Source organism: Enterococcus sp. DIV0175 (assembly GCF_050529075.1).
GTDB lineage: Bacteria > Bacillota > Bacilli > Lactobacillales > Enterococcaceae > Enterococcus_B > Enterococcus_B thailandicus.
Window position 1 is genome coordinate 1,131,082 of the sequence record NZ_CP172880.1, and the last position, 15,314, is coordinate 1,146,395.

Annotated in this window: 12 protein-coding genes; 11 read left to right on the forward strand and 1 reads right to left on the reverse strand. The window is 38.2% G+C overall.

Annotated elements, in window-relative coordinates:
* Positions 1 to 84: 84 nt before the first annotated feature.
* The 9 genes from IGJ76_RS05410 to IGJ76_RS05450 all read left to right on the forward strand — a co-directional run bounded on the left by IGJ76_RS05410 (position 85) and on the right by IGJ76_RS05450 (position 9,272).
* On the forward strand, positions 85 to 1,413 hold the full coding sequence (locus IGJ76_RS05410; protein ID WP_095803552.1) for a hypothetical protein: 1,329 nt from the start codon (positions 85 to 87) through the stop codon (positions 1,411 to 1,413).
* Positions 1,414 to 1,423: 10 nt separating this feature from the next.
* Entirely contained in the window at positions 1,424 to 1,612 is a 189-nt protein-coding gene (locus IGJ76_RS05415; RefSeq protein ID WP_067484364.1) for a hypothetical protein, read from the forward strand.
* A 168-nt stretch (positions 1,613 to 1,780) separates the two neighbouring features.
* Positions 1,781 to 2,533, forward strand: a complete 753-nt coding sequence (locus IGJ76_RS05420; protein WP_071868483.1) for a DeoR/GlpR family DNA-binding transcription regulator — start codon at positions 1,781 to 1,783, stop codon at positions 2,531 to 2,533.
* Positions 2,530 to 3,444, forward strand: coding sequence for a 1-phosphofructokinase (gene pfkB, locus IGJ76_RS05425; RefSeq protein WP_071868482.1), 915 nt, complete (start codon positions 2,530 to 2,532; stop codon positions 3,442 to 3,444). The genes IGJ76_RS05420 and pfkB overlap by 4 nt, the downstream gene beginning before the upstream one ends.
* Positions 3,445 to 3,462: 18 nt before the next feature.
* The gene (locus IGJ76_RS05430; RefSeq protein ID WP_067484370.1) at positions 3,463 to 5,394 is read left to right on the forward strand and encodes a PTS fructose transporter subunit IIABC; all 1,932 of its coding nucleotides are present in this window, start codon (positions 3,463 to 3,465) and stop codon (positions 5,392 to 5,394) included.
* Between the two features lie 210 nt (positions 5,395 to 5,604).
* Entirely contained in the window at positions 5,605 to 7,830 is a 2,226-nt protein-coding gene (locus IGJ76_RS05435; RefSeq protein WP_271026994.1) for a hypothetical protein, read from the forward strand.
* Entirely contained in the window at positions 7,827 to 8,354 is a 528-nt protein-coding gene (locus IGJ76_RS05440; protein ID WP_349702454.1) for a hypothetical protein, read from the forward strand. The genes IGJ76_RS05435 and IGJ76_RS05440 overlap by 4 nt, the downstream gene beginning before the upstream one ends.
* A gap of 21 nt (positions 8,355 to 8,375) precedes the next feature.
* Positions 8,376 to 8,978 (forward strand): hypothetical protein, encoded by a 603-nt coding sequence (locus IGJ76_RS05445; protein WP_075491036.1) that lies wholly within the window; start codon positions 8,376 to 8,378, stop codon positions 8,976 to 8,978.
* Between the two features lie 51 nt (positions 8,979 to 9,029).
* Positions 9,030 to 9,272 carry an LPXTG cell wall anchor domain-containing protein gene (locus IGJ76_RS05450; RefSeq protein ID WP_075491038.1) on the forward strand — a complete coding sequence of 81 codons (243 nt, stop codon included), beginning with the start codon at positions 9,030 to 9,032 and terminating at the stop codon, positions 9,270 to 9,272.
* Positions 9,273 to 9,304: 32 nt separating this feature from the next.
* Here IGJ76_RS05450 and IGJ76_RS05455 read toward each other — a convergent pair whose 3' ends face one another.
* A complete protein-coding gene (locus IGJ76_RS05455) occupies positions 9,305 to 10,840 on the reverse strand; it encodes a ClC family H(+)/Cl(-) exchange transporter (protein ID WP_071868479.1) in 1,536 nt (511 codons plus the stop codon).
* 164 nt (positions 10,841 to 11,004) lie between these two features.
* Here IGJ76_RS05455 and pcrA point away from each other — a divergent pair, with 164 nt between their 5' ends.
* Together pcrA and ligA are read left to right on the forward strand one after the other, a co-directional pair.
* Positions 11,005 to 13,242 (forward strand): DNA helicase PcrA, encoded by a 2,238-nt coding sequence (gene pcrA / locus IGJ76_RS05460; RefSeq protein WP_071868478.1) that lies wholly within the window; start codon positions 11,005 to 11,007, stop codon positions 13,240 to 13,242.
* Positions 13,243 to 13,258: 16 nt separating this feature from the next.
* Positions 13,259 to 15,301, forward strand: coding sequence for an NAD-dependent DNA ligase LigA (gene ligA / locus IGJ76_RS05465; protein ID WP_075491040.1), 2,043 nt, complete (start codon positions 13,259 to 13,261; stop codon positions 15,299 to 15,301).
* Positions 15,302 to 15,314: the final 13 nt, after the last annotated feature.

Sequence of the window (15,314 nt, forward strand, 5' to 3'; positions counted from 1 at the left end):
TATTTTATGAAGTCGAAAAATTTTGGTTTTTGGCGTTTGTTAGTTATAATTAGATTATAAAAAGATTTGAAAGAGGTGAGAAAAATGTTTGGCGAAGAAAAACTATTGATGACTATCCAGATGAACCACCTAGAGGAACGTGACAAAATCCAAGAAATAACTGATTGGGGTATACTTATTCGTTTATTGATCCAGCCGACATTTTTTCGACCTTTTCATGAAGCAACTGAATCCTTTCATTTGAAAAAATTTCAATTGGCATTGGAGTTAGCGGTAGAGAATGAACAAATTTTTTTCGTAGTTGGAAACGAAGAAAATGAATGCAGCTTTCATTATGAAAATCAGCAACTATTAATTAAAAATGTGATTGATAAACAAGTCTTTAATGAAAAAGAAGCATTGATTCATGACTATCTTCGTATGAAAATGGCAACTCATGGTGTATTTGCTTATTTACGTGCCTATAGCGAATTCTTGACACACAATACAAAAGAAATTGAGCGACGAACATTATTTGAGACACAAGAAGAAATTGGTAGCCTTCCTAAGATGAAAGGGCAGGAAGGTGAAGTGATCGTTGATTGTAATCATTTTGCTGGCTATGATTTATTTTATCGCGGCTTGTGCCTGACTTCTTGTTGGGAGATGTATTACAGTGCGGCTTACTTCAAAGTTATTCCAAAACCAATTTTTCTTGATGTTCAGCAAGTGGAAAGTATTACTGAACTAGAGAATCAGGTATTGAAGATCCAGCTTTACAAAAATCCATTTAATTGGCGAAAAAAAGAGAATCTTCGTTTTCAAGCTTATTATCGTGACCAGTTAGGTTTTGATCACTTGGCTTGGGATAACGGTGTTGGCTTACTGAAAGAACCATTTATTGAATATGCATACACTGATCGAGTAATCCAGTCCGTCCAGTATCAAAATCAAAATATGCAACCTGTACCAAAAAAAGCTGCAACTTTCTTTGTCACAAGAAGCTATGATATCGAACAAAATCAGTATCGTGAACGTCGTGTAAAAGGAGCGTTAAATGCGCAAGCTTATTTTCCTTGGGTTGATGAAAACCGTGCGCAAATGATGTGTTACAAAATGATTGATCCAACTGTCGCAATGGACGAAGGAATTCAAGCCTATTGCTATTACATTCGTGAATATTTGGAAGTAGAAGTCCAAGATGAAAAGTATCAAGATTATCAAGTGGTTTTGAGATTGTATGTACCTCCTGAAGCTTTAGCGAATTTACCAATTGCTGAAATGAAGCAGCAATTAGCAGATATCCAAATAAGCCGACAGAAAAAGAAAAAAGGAACCATCTTCTTTGATTTGAAAAAAGGGGACAATCATTTAAGAGTCGTTTTCTTAGATTATCGTAAATTAGAAGCATTAACAACTATACAGAGAGCATGAGGTGGAAAAAATGGATAAAAAATTATATTATCGTGTTATGGGTCCGACAGTCGTATTAGCTGCATTGGTTTTATTTATCCCAAATTTCTCAATTCGTTCGTTGGTTGGCTTTTTGATTATGTTTTCTGGCTTGGGTATGTATTACCGATTATCAAGAAAAGTGAAAGTTCAAGCAATTTATACCAAGAAAGACCAATAAAGAATAGTAACGTTAGGAGAGTTATCTGTAGGATGACTCTCTTTTTTTCGGTTTTTTTCAAAAAATGTGCTGATTGAACGTTTTAGAAGTATAGTGATTGTTTTTGGATGTTTTGTGTTGCAAGCAAATAATTATTATGTTAATATTTGTCGTGAGGAGGTTGTGGAAATGCTTACAGAAGAACGCAGACAGAAAATTTTAGACTTGTTAGAGCAACACAAAATTGTTAAATCGCAAGATCTTGTAACCTTGTTAGATGCATCTGAGTCCACTATTCGCCGTGATTTACAAGAGTTGGAGAACGAAGGTTTTTTAGAAAGAATTCATGGTGGTGCAAAAAAAGAGCAGCTTTTAGGATTTGAACAAGCGATGAGTGAAAAAACGCTCAAAAACGTTCAAGAAAAACAACAAATTGCTCGTTTAGCCGCTGATTTGATTGAATCAGATGATGTCATCTATCTGGATGCTGGCTCAACGACGTTGGAAATGATCCCGTTTTTACAAGGAAAAAATGTGACGGTTGTTACCAATTCAGTCAAGCATGCTGCTAACTTAGTTGATTTACAAATACCAACGATTATCCTTGGCGGCCAAGTCAAGCTATCTACTAATGCGGTATTGGGTTCAAGTAGTGTGGAACAGTTGAGTGCATTTCATTTTAACAAGGCGTTTATGGGAATGAACGGCGCGCACTTGGTTCAAGGATTTACAACCCCTGACCCAGAAGAAGCAGCACTTAAGCGAATTGCGATGAGACAATCCGAAGAAGCATTTGTCTTGATTGATCAAACTAAGTTTAACAAGCTATCTTTTACTTCTGTTGCTCCTTTAGCGGCAGCCACAATCGTAACCGAGCGTTGTCCATTAGAATTTGTCGCAGATTATCGTGACCTGACAACAATTAAGGAGGCTATTCAATGATTTACACAGTAACACTTAATCCATCAATTGACTTTATTGTTCGTGTGGATGGATTAAAATTAGGCGACTTGAATCGCATGACAGAAGATTTTAAATTACCAGGTGGCAAAGGAATCAACGTTTCTCGTATCTTGAAACGAATCGATTCAAACTCAACTGCTCTTGGCTTTCTAGGCGGCTTTACCGGAGAATTTATCTCTGATTGGTTGAAGAAAGAACAAATTCATACTTTGTTTACCAAAGTCCATGAAGATACACGTATCAATATCAAATTGAAATCAGATGCTGAAACAGAAATTAACGGCTTAGGTCCAGTTATCTCTAATGAAGAAATCAATGAATTGAAACAAGCATTGAGTACGGTTGAAGCAGGCGATATTGTCGTGTTATCTGGAAGTACACCTGCAAGTCTTAGAAAAGGTTTTTATCAAGAGTTGATTGAAATCATCCGTGACAAAGGTGCTGATTTTGTGATTGATACTACGGGAGAGGATTTAAAAAATGCTCTTTCAAAAGAACCATTATTAATCAAACCAAATAACCATGAGTTAGCAGAGTTGTATCAAACTACTTTTGAATCAGTTGAAGATATCATTCCTTATGGCCGTAAGTTATTGGCAGAAGGTGCGCAAAATGTATTAATCTCAATGGCTGGCGATGGTGCCTTATTATTTACTAAGGAAGGTGCCTACCAATCGAATGTTTTAGTACGCCCTTTGAAAAACTCAGTTGGTGCCGGAGATTCGATGATTGCTGGATTTATTGGCTCATTTAGCAAACATCATGATGCAGTCGAAGCTTTCAAATGGGGCGTTGCTTGCGGAAGTGCAACAGCGTTCTCTGATGACTTAGCTTCTCGTGAAATGATTGATTCACTATTACCTGAAGTTGAAATTACAAAAATCGACTAAATTTTAAGGAGGATAACCATGAATATTAAAGATTTGATGATCAAAGAAGCAATGATCATGGATTTGCAAGCAACTGATAAAGCAGGTGCTATTGATGAAATGGTCCAAAAAATGTATGATGCTGGCCGTATTTCAGATATTGACACATATAAACAAGGGATTTTGGCGCGTGAAGCTCAAACATCAACAGGTCTAGGTGATGGAATTGCAATGCCGCATGCAAAAAATGCGGCAGTTAAAGAAGCAACAGTTTTATTTGCAAAAAGTAAGGCTGGCGTTGACTATGAAGCACTCGATGGTCAACCAACTTATCTATTTTTCATGATTGCTGCTCCAGAAGGCGCAAATGACACTCACTTGCAAGCTTTAGCGGCATTATCACGTTTGTTGATCAATCCGGATTTTGTGGCAAAACTAAAAGAAGTTCAAACACCTGATGAAGTGCAAGAACTTTTCCAAACAGCTGAGGACGAAAAAGAAGCAGAAGAAAAGGCAGAACAAGCTGCCCAACAAATTGAAGCGTTAACTGATTCAGATCGAAAATTTGTCGTAGCTGTGACAGCTTGCCCAACCGGAATCGCGCATACGTACATGGCAGAAGATGCTTTGAAGAAAAAAGCAAAAGAGATGGGCGTAGATATCAAAGTTGAAACAAATGGTTCTGAAGGAATTAAAAATCGTTTGACTGCAGAAGATATTGCACGTGCAGATGGCGTAATCGTTGCAGCAGATAAAAAGGTTGAGATGAATCGCTTTGATGGAAAAAAATTAGTTAACCGTCCAGTAAGTGATGGTATTCGTAAATCAGAGGAATTAATCAATCTTGCTGTTGAAGGGAATGCACCTGTTTTCCATGGCGATAGTAAAAATGATTCATCAGATGAAGGAAATGCTGATGGAACAATCGGTCAACGAATCTATAAAGATTTGATGAACGGTGTTTCGCATATGCTTCCATTTGTAATCGGTGGTGGGATTGCGATTGCACTTTCCTTCATGATTGACCAATTTATGGGTGTACCACAAGATCAATTGGCAAACTTGGGGAATTACAATCAAATGGCAAGCTGGTTCAACCAAATTGGACAAGCGGCATTTGGTTTCATGTTGCCAGTTTTAGCTGGGTTTATTGCATCAAGTATTGGTGACCGCCCTGGATTGGTTGTTGGTTTTGCTGCAGGAGCATTAGCTAATGCTGGTGGAGCTGGTTTCTTAGGTGCATTGATTGGTGGTTTCTTGGCTGGTTATGTCATTGTCTTCTTACGTAAAGTTTTCAAGAACTTACCAAAATCATTGGATGGAATCAAAACGATTTTATTCTACCCAGTCTTTGGACTATTGATTACTGGTTTCTTGATGTTGATGGTCAATGTGCCAATGAAAGCAATCAATGATGGATTGAATGGTTTCTTGACAAGTATGAGTGGTTCAAATGCTGCGTTACTTGGGGCTTTGTTAGCTGGAATGATGGCTGCTGACCTTGGTGGGCCAATCAACAAAGCAGCTTACGTGTTTGGTACAGCAACGCTTGCAACAACTGTCGCAACTGGTGGTAGTGTCGTTATGGCATCTGTTATGGCAGGTGGGATGGTTCCACCATTAGCAATTTTCGTTGCAACTGTGTTATTCAGAAATAAATTTAGTAAAGCAGATCAAGATGCTGGTTTAACAAACATTGTGATGGGGCTATCCTTTGTAACAGAAGGTTCAATTCCGTTTGCTGCTGCTGACCCAGTTCGTGCAATTCCAAGCTTCATCGTAGGTTCTGCTTTAACTGGTGGTTTAGTTGGCGCTTTTGGTATCAAATTATTAGCACCACATGGTGGAATTTTCGTTGTCTTCCTACTTAGTCATCCTGTATTGTACCTAGTCTTTATTGCAATTGGTGCAGTTGTTTCAGGTGTGATTTATGGATTATTAAGAAAAGCACCAGAAGCTGTTGAAGCTTAATTTTAGATAGATAAATAACGAAAACTTCTTGTCACTCTTTCTTGGGGAGGGTGATGAGAGGTTTTTTTGTTTGAAGAAATAACGGAAAGTAGCCGATAAATGTTTGACCTTGTAAAATGCAAATAGTATCATATCATTATAATGATGAAAATTATCATGTAAAATTAATTTTTTGCATATATTAATTAAAATAAAATGGGAGAACTGGGTATGGGATGGGGAAAATGGACGGTTTGTTGGCTGATGTTAATTTGTTTGTATACAATGCCGATAAAAGAAATAACTGCAGATGAACTGGAAAAAACCACAGATGCAGATGAGCAAGTGGTATCTTTGACGGAAAGTAGTTCAGAGGTACCGCTTTTGAATGTAGCGGAGCAAAGTCATTCTTCATCTGAATTAAAAAATGATGAAATTATAAATGCAGAAACGTCAGATGAAACAGTTGATAAGGTAGAAAGTAGTGCCGAGAAAACTATTTCGTCTAGTGAAACAAAAAATCAGTTGATTCCTTTTGCGTTAATAGGCGAAGGAACGGTGACAAATCCTTACACTGCTGGGACTGTGGGTGAGTTGAAAGACGTACTGACAGCAATCAAAAATGATGTTGGTACAGGAACCTACTATCTTAATTTAACGGAAAATATTGTTTATTCAGGTGCAGATGTATTTGAGATTTACAAAAGTATTGAAATTAATGGTCAAGGAAACTATATGCTATATGAAAACAGCTCGAGTACCACTGAAGCGAATGTGGGCTATCGAATAAAAGTTTCAGGTTTACAAGTCAAAATAAAAAATCTGAATTTTGGGAGCTCGACTTTGACAGATGATAAAGGAAACGTATATGGCAATCAAAGCTATTATGGAATTATTGGTGCAGGAGGTTCGTCTGCGATTCAATTTGATGCAACATTAGAAAACGTGAATTACTATGGAAAAACTGGTGCGCAACCTCTGCTGACGTGGAACACAGAATCCACTTTCACGATGATGGGGGAGAATCATTTTAAGAGTGAGGTTGGTAGCAATAGTCAAGAGTTTATGGAAGGGTACAACCTGTTCTTTGCCAAAGGATCAAAGACAACAATTGACCACCAGACAAGTGCAAGCTCGAGTTTGCTTTATGGTTATGGTACAGGAGGTTCTGGCGATAGAAAGATGCGAGTAACCCTTGAAGAAGATGCTGAAGTGGACTTTACTTCAAGTAAAACGTATTTCACATTTGGTTCCAATGGATTGATTCTAACTATTGGCAAAGGAGCAGAGTTTTTCTATACACAAACGGATAATAAGGCACTCACTTTCACAAATACTAGCTCTGCAAGCGCAGAAATCAACGCACAAAAAGATTCGCAAATGACTGTACTGAGTGGTGGAAGAATCACTTCATCTGGAGCGATTACGATGAATGTCAATGAACCGAATTGGCTACGATTTAAGAATACTGCCACGACGGGATTATTCAATAAAAATGTGACGTTTAATCGTTTAGATGGAAATGTTGGTGAAATTGGAGGCTATCAGTTCAATTATTTAAGTGCATCTCAGGAGTTATTGAAAAAAGAAGTAGCAGGAGCATCCACTTTAACATTAGCAGATAATTATTTTGAAAATCCGTCACTAAAACAAGCGATTTACCAGAAAAAAATCAAAATAATAGATTGGGAAAGTTTTTCAGATGTAGATGTTGGGAGAAGTAACTTAATAACAACGATTAAGGATTACGATCCTTCTGAACGAACGTTAACCAACAACACATTTAAATTAAGCAAAGAACGCCTATGGACGGGTGATGAAATCAAGAATGAAACGGCGCAACAAGAAATCGAAGACGCGACAGATGAAACGCAAGGTATGGTAACAAGTGAAACTTCAGCAAGTTCAACGTGGCATGTGGAAGAGTTAATATCAGGTTCTTATTATGTCTATGTAAAGATTTCTGGAACAATCAATGAAGACCCAGAACTCCAAATTTTTGCTAGCGAAAGTTTGTGGGTAGAAAAAGAGGTGGAGATTGCAAAAAGTCCGCTGAGTGTCGAGGTTCCTTTGGAGTTGCTTTTTCAAGTGAGGGAAGTGGGTGCGTTTGACACCAAGGAATCCGCTCAACCAATTTTAAGTGAGAGCAACTATCCCATTGATTTTACTATTGATTCTGTTCAAGATCTTTCTGTAGAGTCACCAATTACGTTAGTTGATCAAGTAACAGCAGGAGAAAGCAACCAATTACGACTTCAGTTGGCAGCTACCAATGACACTATATTAGGACCATTAATAGTAGGAGAAAATACTGTCGATTCCTTAACGATAGCACCATTTTTAACTGAGCCACTTGGTATCTATTTAAAAGGAGAGTATTCAGGCCCGATTTTTAAAAAATATGATACAAACTATACATTTACTTATAGTTTGACACCTCAAGGAGAGTCAAAATGATCGAAAAGACCGAAACGAATAAAAGGAAAAGACGAATGATTATCTTGATTGTCTTGGGAGTGCTACTCGCAAGCTGGTTCATTTATCGTCAATATTTCCAAGTGAAACCAGAAACGACAACGGTTGTCAGCGGTGAGTTTTTACCTGCAGAAAAAGACGCACAAAAAATATCTGACGAAGAGCTAAAAAAACTTGCGCAAAAAGCCGTAGATAGAAGTAAATTTAATTTGATGATTTCGCCAGAAGCGAAAATTGACGAACAAACATTACAAGGAAAATTGATGATTAAAAATTCCATCCAAAACAATTATCCAATCAATGTTGAGATTCGAGAAAAGCATACGAATAAACTTGTTTATACTTCCGGGGCAATTCAACCTGGGTATGAAATAAAAGATGTCACCTTAGAGCAGACATTAACAAAGGGGGAGTATCCGTCAGTTGCATTATTCAGTTTGTATGATCCAGAGACAAACGAAAAAAAGGGGCAAGTTGCCGCTGGAATTACATTAACAGTTGAATGATTGAAAAGGAGAAAGAAGAAAATGAAAAAAAGATTAGCTAGTTTGTTTATTGCAGGAAGTTTCGTAGGGGGATTGGTTCCCATTGCTGTTCAAGCACAAGATGTGATTGGTGACGGTAGTGCAGAAATCAAAGTGAATGGATCGATTGGATTGGATAATACGGATCCAACAGAAACAATTGATGAAGAGAGTGAAGATTGGATCAATGTAACTTTAGATACCGCGACGATTTTCTATAACATCAGTGGTCGTACCAATATTGAATCGCCAACATATACAATCAAAAATAATTCGGGTCGTCCCGTAGATGTGACGATTACAAAATTTGAAAAAACCAACAGTGAGTCGATCTCAGAGATTTCAAGTTTGAAATTCGTATCGCCTGAAGCAAGTGATACAGCATTAATTTCAAGTGGATCAGTCACAGATTTTGAGACAACGCCAGCTCGATTATTTACATTAGCAAACAATGAAGGAAAACTAACTTCAGCTGGTGAAAGTACTTCAGCGTCTGAAACAACATTTGGTTACCAAGGAGTCTTATCTTCAAGCACAGCTGCCAAAAGTGCACCAACATTTGATTTAACTTTACAATTAGATGCTGTTTCTTGGACTGCACCGTAAAGAATTTTTCAACTTCGCTTTGGTGTTGAAAGGGATCGCAGGTGATAACTTATGGATACGACACTAAAAATCAAAGGATCAATTGGTATGGATTCTGAAAGTTTGCCGGCTGAACAGGAAGAAGGTAACGAAAAAAACATTGAGACTGTATTACAAACAGAAACGAGAACGATTGAAGACTTCCCCAAAACAAGTGACTCGTCAAACGTTTTTTTCAGTGTACTTGGCATGCTTTTGGTTTTTATAGTAATTGGTCTCAACTATGGGTATAAAAAAAAGAGTGAGTATGAATGAAAATTCATAGCCACTCTTTTTTTGCTGAAATGCTAGCTAGACTTTAGTTGGATTTCTTTTTTGATTGATGCCATATTTGATTCATCTGTCAAAATGACCAGAATATCTCCAACTTTCATTACTGTGTCACCATGAGTGATCAATTCTTTTTTTCCTCGATAAATTGAAATAAGCAACATATTTTTGGGCCAATTAAAATCGCGAACCATCATGCCATCTAGTTGACTTTCAGCTGTAACAGGGAAATCAAAAGTGGTTTTCTTTCCAGATGATTGCTTTGGCTGATTGTCAACTAGTCGTTCAAGCAAAGATTCATAAATCGGATGTCCACCCAATAAATCATTTACGATATAGGCAACCAAAGAGGCAACGCCAAGTGGCATCAAATGATTGAGTGAGCCAACCATTTCTGTCACGAGGATTATTGCAGTCAGAGGTGCCTTTCCAATGGCTGTAAAGTAACCCGCCATAGCAATCACAACGAAATCTTTAACAAAAACAGGATCCATTCCAAAATAAAGAACAAGCAACTTTCCGTAAAGACTGCCAATTAGGGCGCCCAATGTCAAAATGGGTAAGAAAATTCCTCCTGGTAAACTACCACCATACGAAACCATGGAGAAAACAAAGCGAATGATTAATAGTAAAATAATTCCTTGAAGTGGCGGCGTTAGTTGTCCTAACTGCACGACGATTTGATTACCACCACCCAAAATTGTTGGCCATAAATAACCGATTGGTAAGACCAAAAGAAAAGGAATGAGTCCGTGATAATACTCAGGCAAGGGGACTCTTTTGTAAAATCGCGGCAAAGCGAGCAATGTTTTTTGATAAATAAAACCAAGAAGGCCTAAAATAATTCCTAAAATGATCAAAGCACCATAATAATGAAAAGGTAAAGAAGGCAACGCCCCCAAATAAAGTACAGGTTTCAGTCCAAAAAAATAAAGTGAAACAGCGTTTGCGACAATTGCTGAAGTAAAAGAAGTGAGCCAAACTAATGGTGAAAATGAATGGTGAACTTCTTCAATGACAAATAACAATCCAGCAACGGGTGCATTAAATGCTGCGGCTAAGCCAGCGCTAGCGCCGCTTGAAATCAAAATTTTTTCTTCAGAGCTAGAAGAATGAAAAAGTTGGCTCGTACCTTGTCCGACTGCTGCCCCTAATTGAATGGAAGGACCTTCACGCCCTAAGAATAGACCGGAACCGACGGAAAAGATTCCGCCAACCATTTTTTTCCACAAAACAGAAAACCAATTATAAGTTAGTTCACCTTGCAATTGACCTTCCACTTGGGGAATTCCGCTTCCTTTGATCGCAGGCTCATGCTTGATCAATTGACCAACTAAAAAAGCAGCAACCAGTGAAAAAAGAAACAAGCCAATGAGAATGCTTGGTGTTTGCTGGCTTTGCTGATAAAAAAATTGAATCTTCTTGCTTAATGTTTCAATCCCTAATCGAAAAAAACTGACCACGAGTCCAGCAAATAAACCCACAAGCATTCCTTTTAAAATAAAAAGAATTCGAGTGTCATCGAATGTTATTCGTTTAAATCGTTTTTCCATCGTAAAATTATCCCTCACTTTCTTTTAGTTTAGCATGAAATCTTTGTTCTGACGAGAGACGAAAAAATTGTTTCAGAAATTCGGATGATTTTCAGCTAGCTGGTTTAATGAAGAGTGGTAAAATGCTATAATTGATGAGATTGATAAAAGAAAGGATGTTGTGAATGTCATCCAAGCAAGAATTATTACAGGGGATGAATCCTCGCCAAAAAGAAGCGGTTCTTCATACCGAGGGGCCGTTGTTATTGATGGCAGGTGCAGGAAGCGGAAAGACCCGCGTTCTTACGCATCGAATTGCTTATTTAATTGAAGAAAAAGAAGTGAATCCTTGGAATATCCTAGCGATTACTTTTACCAATAAAGCCGCGAAAGAAATGAAAGAGCGTGTGAACGCAATTTTGGAATTTGGTGGCGAAGATGTCTGGGTTTCAACATTTCACTCAATGTGCGTCCGCATTTTGAGAAGAGATGTTGATTTTATTGGTTACAATCGGAATTTTACGATTATCGATTCTTCCGAACAACTTACTTTGATGAAACGTATTTTAAAAGAGCTTAATATTGATCCTAAAAAATATGATCCTCGAGGAATTTTGGGAACTGTTTCTCAAGCCAAGAATAATTTACAAATGCCTGAAGACTTTGAAAAAATGCAAGGCAGCTATTATGAAGAAATTGCTGCTAAATGTTATAAAGCTTATCAAAAAGAATTACAATACAATCAATGTATGGACTTTGATGACTTGATTATGAATACGATTCGTTTGTTCAATGAACATCCAGACTCCCTGACTTACTATCAAAATAAATTCCAATATATCCATGTGGATGAATATCAAGATACCAACCATGCTCAGTACACGTTAGTCAATTTACTAGCAGGACGTTTCCGCAATTTATGTGTTGTGGGAGATGCCGACCAAAGTATTTATGGCTGGCGTGGTGCAGACATGCAAAATATTTTGGACTTTGAAAAAGATTATCCTGATGCAAGTGTTATTTTATTGGAACAAAATTATCGTTCAACCAAAACAATTTTGGATGCTGCTAATCAAGTGATTGAAAACAATACCAACCGCAAACCTAAAAATCTCTGGACTGAAAACCAAGAAGGTGCTAAGATCACCTACTATCGTGGCGATAATGAACGTGATGAAACACGTTTTGTCATTGAAAAAATGCAACATGAAATGCGTGAAAACGGGCGAGATTATGGCGACTTTGCAGTTCTTTACCGAACAAATGCGCAATCACGTGTAATGGAAGAAACGCTATTAAAGGCCAACATACCTTATAAAATGGTTGGTGGACACAAATTCTATGATCGAAAAGAAATCAAAGACATTTTGGCGTATCTTAATGTGATCGCCAACCCGCAAGACTCAATCAGCTTTGAACGAGTAGTCAATTCGCCTAAGCGAGGAATTGGTCCTGGTTCAGTTGATAAGTTACGTCAATTTGCTTCAATTCATGAATGGGCATTGTTAGAAGCAGCTCAAAACGTGGACTTAGCAAATATTAGTGGGAAAGCTGGTCGTCAATTAGCAGAATTTGGAGCGATGATTGATGAAGTCACACAAATGGTTCCTTACTTATCTGTTACGGATTTAACGAAAGAAGTTTTGGAACGCAGTGGCTATCAAGAAGATTTGAAGATCCAAAATACACTAGAAGCACAAGCTAGACTAGAAAACTTGGAAGAATTTTTAAGTGTTACGCAAGAATTCGATAAACAATTTGAAAAACAGAATGAAGAAACAGCAGATGCACCTGAAGAAAAATTAACGGTTTTCTTGAATGATTTAGCGCTAGTTTCAGACATTGATAATTTAGAAGAAGATACGACGCAAGTAACTTTAATGACGCTGCATGCGGCCAAAGGTCTGGAATTTCCAGTGGTCTTTTTGATTGGTCTAGAAGAAGGCGTCTTTCCACTTTCCCGTGCTTTGATGGAAGAAAGTGAACTAGAAGAAGAACGTCGCTTAGCTTATGTAGGAATTACCAGAGCAGAAGAAGTCTTATACTTGACCAATGCTTTTTCGAGAACGTTATATGGACGAACACAATACAATCGTCCTTCAAGATTTATTGACGAAATTGACCAAGATTTATTGGAAATTCAAGGAATGCGACCAACACCAAAGAAAATTTCTCCATTTACGACAAAAACCACTACACCTAGTTATCAACAGCCACAAGTGACGACTGTTTCATCAAAAACAGCGACTGGTGGCGAAAACAATAGCTGGAAAGCTGGCGACAAAGTCAAGCATAAGAAATGGGGCGTTGGGACAGTCGTTCGAGTAAATGGAACAGCTACAGATCTTGAATTAGACGTTGCATTTCAAGGTCAAGGAGTTAAACGATTATTAGCGGCATTTGCACCAATTGAAAAAGTTTAATAGTGGGGGGAAAACGATGGCACAAGAAATGACGATTGATTACGCAACAAAAAGAGCAGAAGAATTGCGTGTACAATTAAATCGTTGGTCCCGAGAATATTATGTGGAAGATCAGCCAACGGTAGAAGATTCTGTTTACGATAAACATTATGCAGAATTAGTAGCAATCGAAGCAAATTATCCAGAACTAATCACCGTAGACTCACCAACTCAAAGGGTCGGTGGTGGTGTTCTTGCAGGATTTGAGAAAGTCACGCATGACATTCCACTCTATAGTTTAAATGATGTATTTGACAAGGAAGAATTGTTTGCTTTTGATCAACGTGTGCAAAAAGCGATTGGTCATCCAGTGGATTATTGCTGTGAGTTGAAAATTGACGGGCTTTCTGTTTCATTGCGTTATGAAAATGGACTCTTTGTCCGTGGCGCTACTCGCGGCGATGGAACGGTCGGTGAAAATATTACTGAAAATGTGAAAACTGTTCGTTCCGTTCCTTTGCGGTTGAACGAACCAATTTCGATTGAGGTTCGTGGCGAATGCTTCATGCCAAAAAAATCCTTCGTCGAGTTAAATCAAAAACGAGAAGCCGCTGGTCATGATGTTTTTGCTAATCCGCGGAATGCCGCGGCGGGTTCATTAAGGCAACTTGATTCAAAGATTGCAGCTAAGCGCAATTTGGATACTTTTTTGTACACTGTAGCTGATTTTGGTCCGATGGAAGCAAAAACACAGTACGAAGCATTGCAAGAACTGGCGAAACTTGGTTTTCATACCAATCATGAAGCACAGTTGTGTCATTCAATTGAAGAAGTTTGGACGTATATTGAAAAGTTTCATGATCAACGAATTGATTTGCCTTATGAAATTGACGGAATCGTAGTGAAAGTCAATGACTTTTCACTTCAAGACCAGCTTGGGTTCACGGTCAAAGCTCCTCGCTGGGCAACTGCGTATAAATTTCCTCCAGAGGAAGTCGAAACGGTCATCGAAACAATTGAATGGACTGTTGGTCGAACAGGAGTAGTTACGCCAACGGCAGTCATGACCCCTGTTCGTGTTGCGGGGACTACGGTGAGCCGTGCCAGTCTGCACAATGGCGACTACATCAAAATGAAAGATATTCGACTGCACGATACGGTACTAATCTATAAAGCAGGAGATATCATTCCAGAAGTTGCTCGCGTGATTGAAGACAAACGACCAAAAGATAGCGAACCTTATCCATTACCAACACATTGCCCTGAATGTGAAAGCGAGCTAGTCCATTTAGACGGAGAAGTTGCTCTTCGCTGTATCAATCCAAAATGTCCGGCACAAATGAAAGAAGGGCTCAATCACTTTGTCTCCAGAAATGCGATGAATATTGAAGGCTTAGGTCCAAGAGTACTTGAACAAATGTATGATAAAAAGCTAGTCGCAGATGTTGCAGATCTATATAAACTAACAGAAGAAGAATTGCTGACGTTAGACAAGATTAAAGAAAAAGCTGCTAATAATATTCTGACAGCAATTGCCAACAGCAAGGGAAATTCAGTCGAACGGTTAATTTTTGGCTTGGGCATTCGCCATGTTGGAGCGAAAGCTGCTAAGATTTTGGCAGAACACTTTGGTAATTTAGAAGCAATCAGTCAGAGTGATTTTGAGTCAATCATTGCGCTTGATAGCATGGGAACAATTATTGCAGATAGCATCGTGACGTACTTTAGTAATGAAGAAGTACATGAATTAATGGATGAATTAAAGGCTGCTGGGGTCAACTTTGACTACAAAGGCATTCGCTTGGAACAATTAGCTGAAGTAGAATCACCATTCAAGGATAAAACAGTTGTTCTAACTGGAAAGTTAACTCAATTTACGCGGGAAGAAGCGAAAGCTACGATTGAAAATCTTGGTGGAAAAGTGACTGGAAGTGTCTCTAAAAAAACAGATATCGTTGTAGCAGGTGAAGAAGCTGGAAGTAAGTTGACGAAAGCAGAATCACTAGGAATTGAGATTTGGACGGAAGAAAAGATGGCAGAAGCGTTAGCACAAAGTCATCCTGTGGAAACCGAAAACTAAGCTTTTTCAGATA

Bases quoted from the DNA above. Each gene is read 5' to 3' on its own strand.
- IGJ76_RS05410 (WP_095803552.1), top strand. From the start codon at position 85: ATGTTTGGCGAAGAAAAACTATTGATGACTATCCAGATGAACCACCTA.
- IGJ76_RS05415 (WP_067484364.1), top strand. From the start codon at position 1,424: ATGGATAAAAAATTATATTATCGTGTTATGGGTCCGACAGTCGTATTA.
- IGJ76_RS05420 (WP_071868483.1), top strand. From the start codon at position 1,781: ATGCTTACAGAAGAACGCAGACAGAAAATTTTAGACTTGTTAGAGCAA.
- pfkB (WP_071868482.1), top strand. From the start codon at position 2,530: ATGATTTACACAGTAACACTTAATCCATCAATTGACTTTATTGTTCGT.
- IGJ76_RS05430 (WP_067484370.1), top strand. From the start codon at position 3,463: ATGAATATTAAAGATTTGATGATCAAAGAAGCAATGATCATGGATTTG.
- IGJ76_RS05435 (WP_271026994.1), top strand. From the start codon at position 5,605: ATGGGATGGGGAAAATGGACGGTTTGTTGGCTGATGTTAATTTGTTTG.
- IGJ76_RS05440 (WP_349702454.1), top strand. From the start codon at position 7,827: ATGATCGAAAAGACCGAAACGAATAAAAGGAAAAGACGAATGATTATC.
- IGJ76_RS05445 (WP_075491036.1), top strand. From the start codon at position 8,376: ATGAAAAAAAGATTAGCTAGTTTGTTTATTGCAGGAAGTTTCGTAGGG.
- IGJ76_RS05450 (WP_075491038.1), top strand. From the start codon at position 9,030: ATGGATACGACACTAAAAATCAAAGGATCAATTGGTATGGATTCTGAA.
- IGJ76_RS05455 (WP_071868479.1), bottom strand. From the start codon at position 10,840: ATGGAAAAACGATTTAAACGAATAACATTCGATGACACTCGAATTCTT.
- pcrA (WP_071868478.1), top strand. From the start codon at position 11,005: ATGTCATCCAAGCAAGAATTATTACAGGGGATGAATCCTCGCCAAAAA.
- ligA (WP_075491040.1), top strand. From the start codon at position 13,259: ATGGCACAAGAAATGACGATTGATTACGCAACAAAAAGAGCAGAAGAA.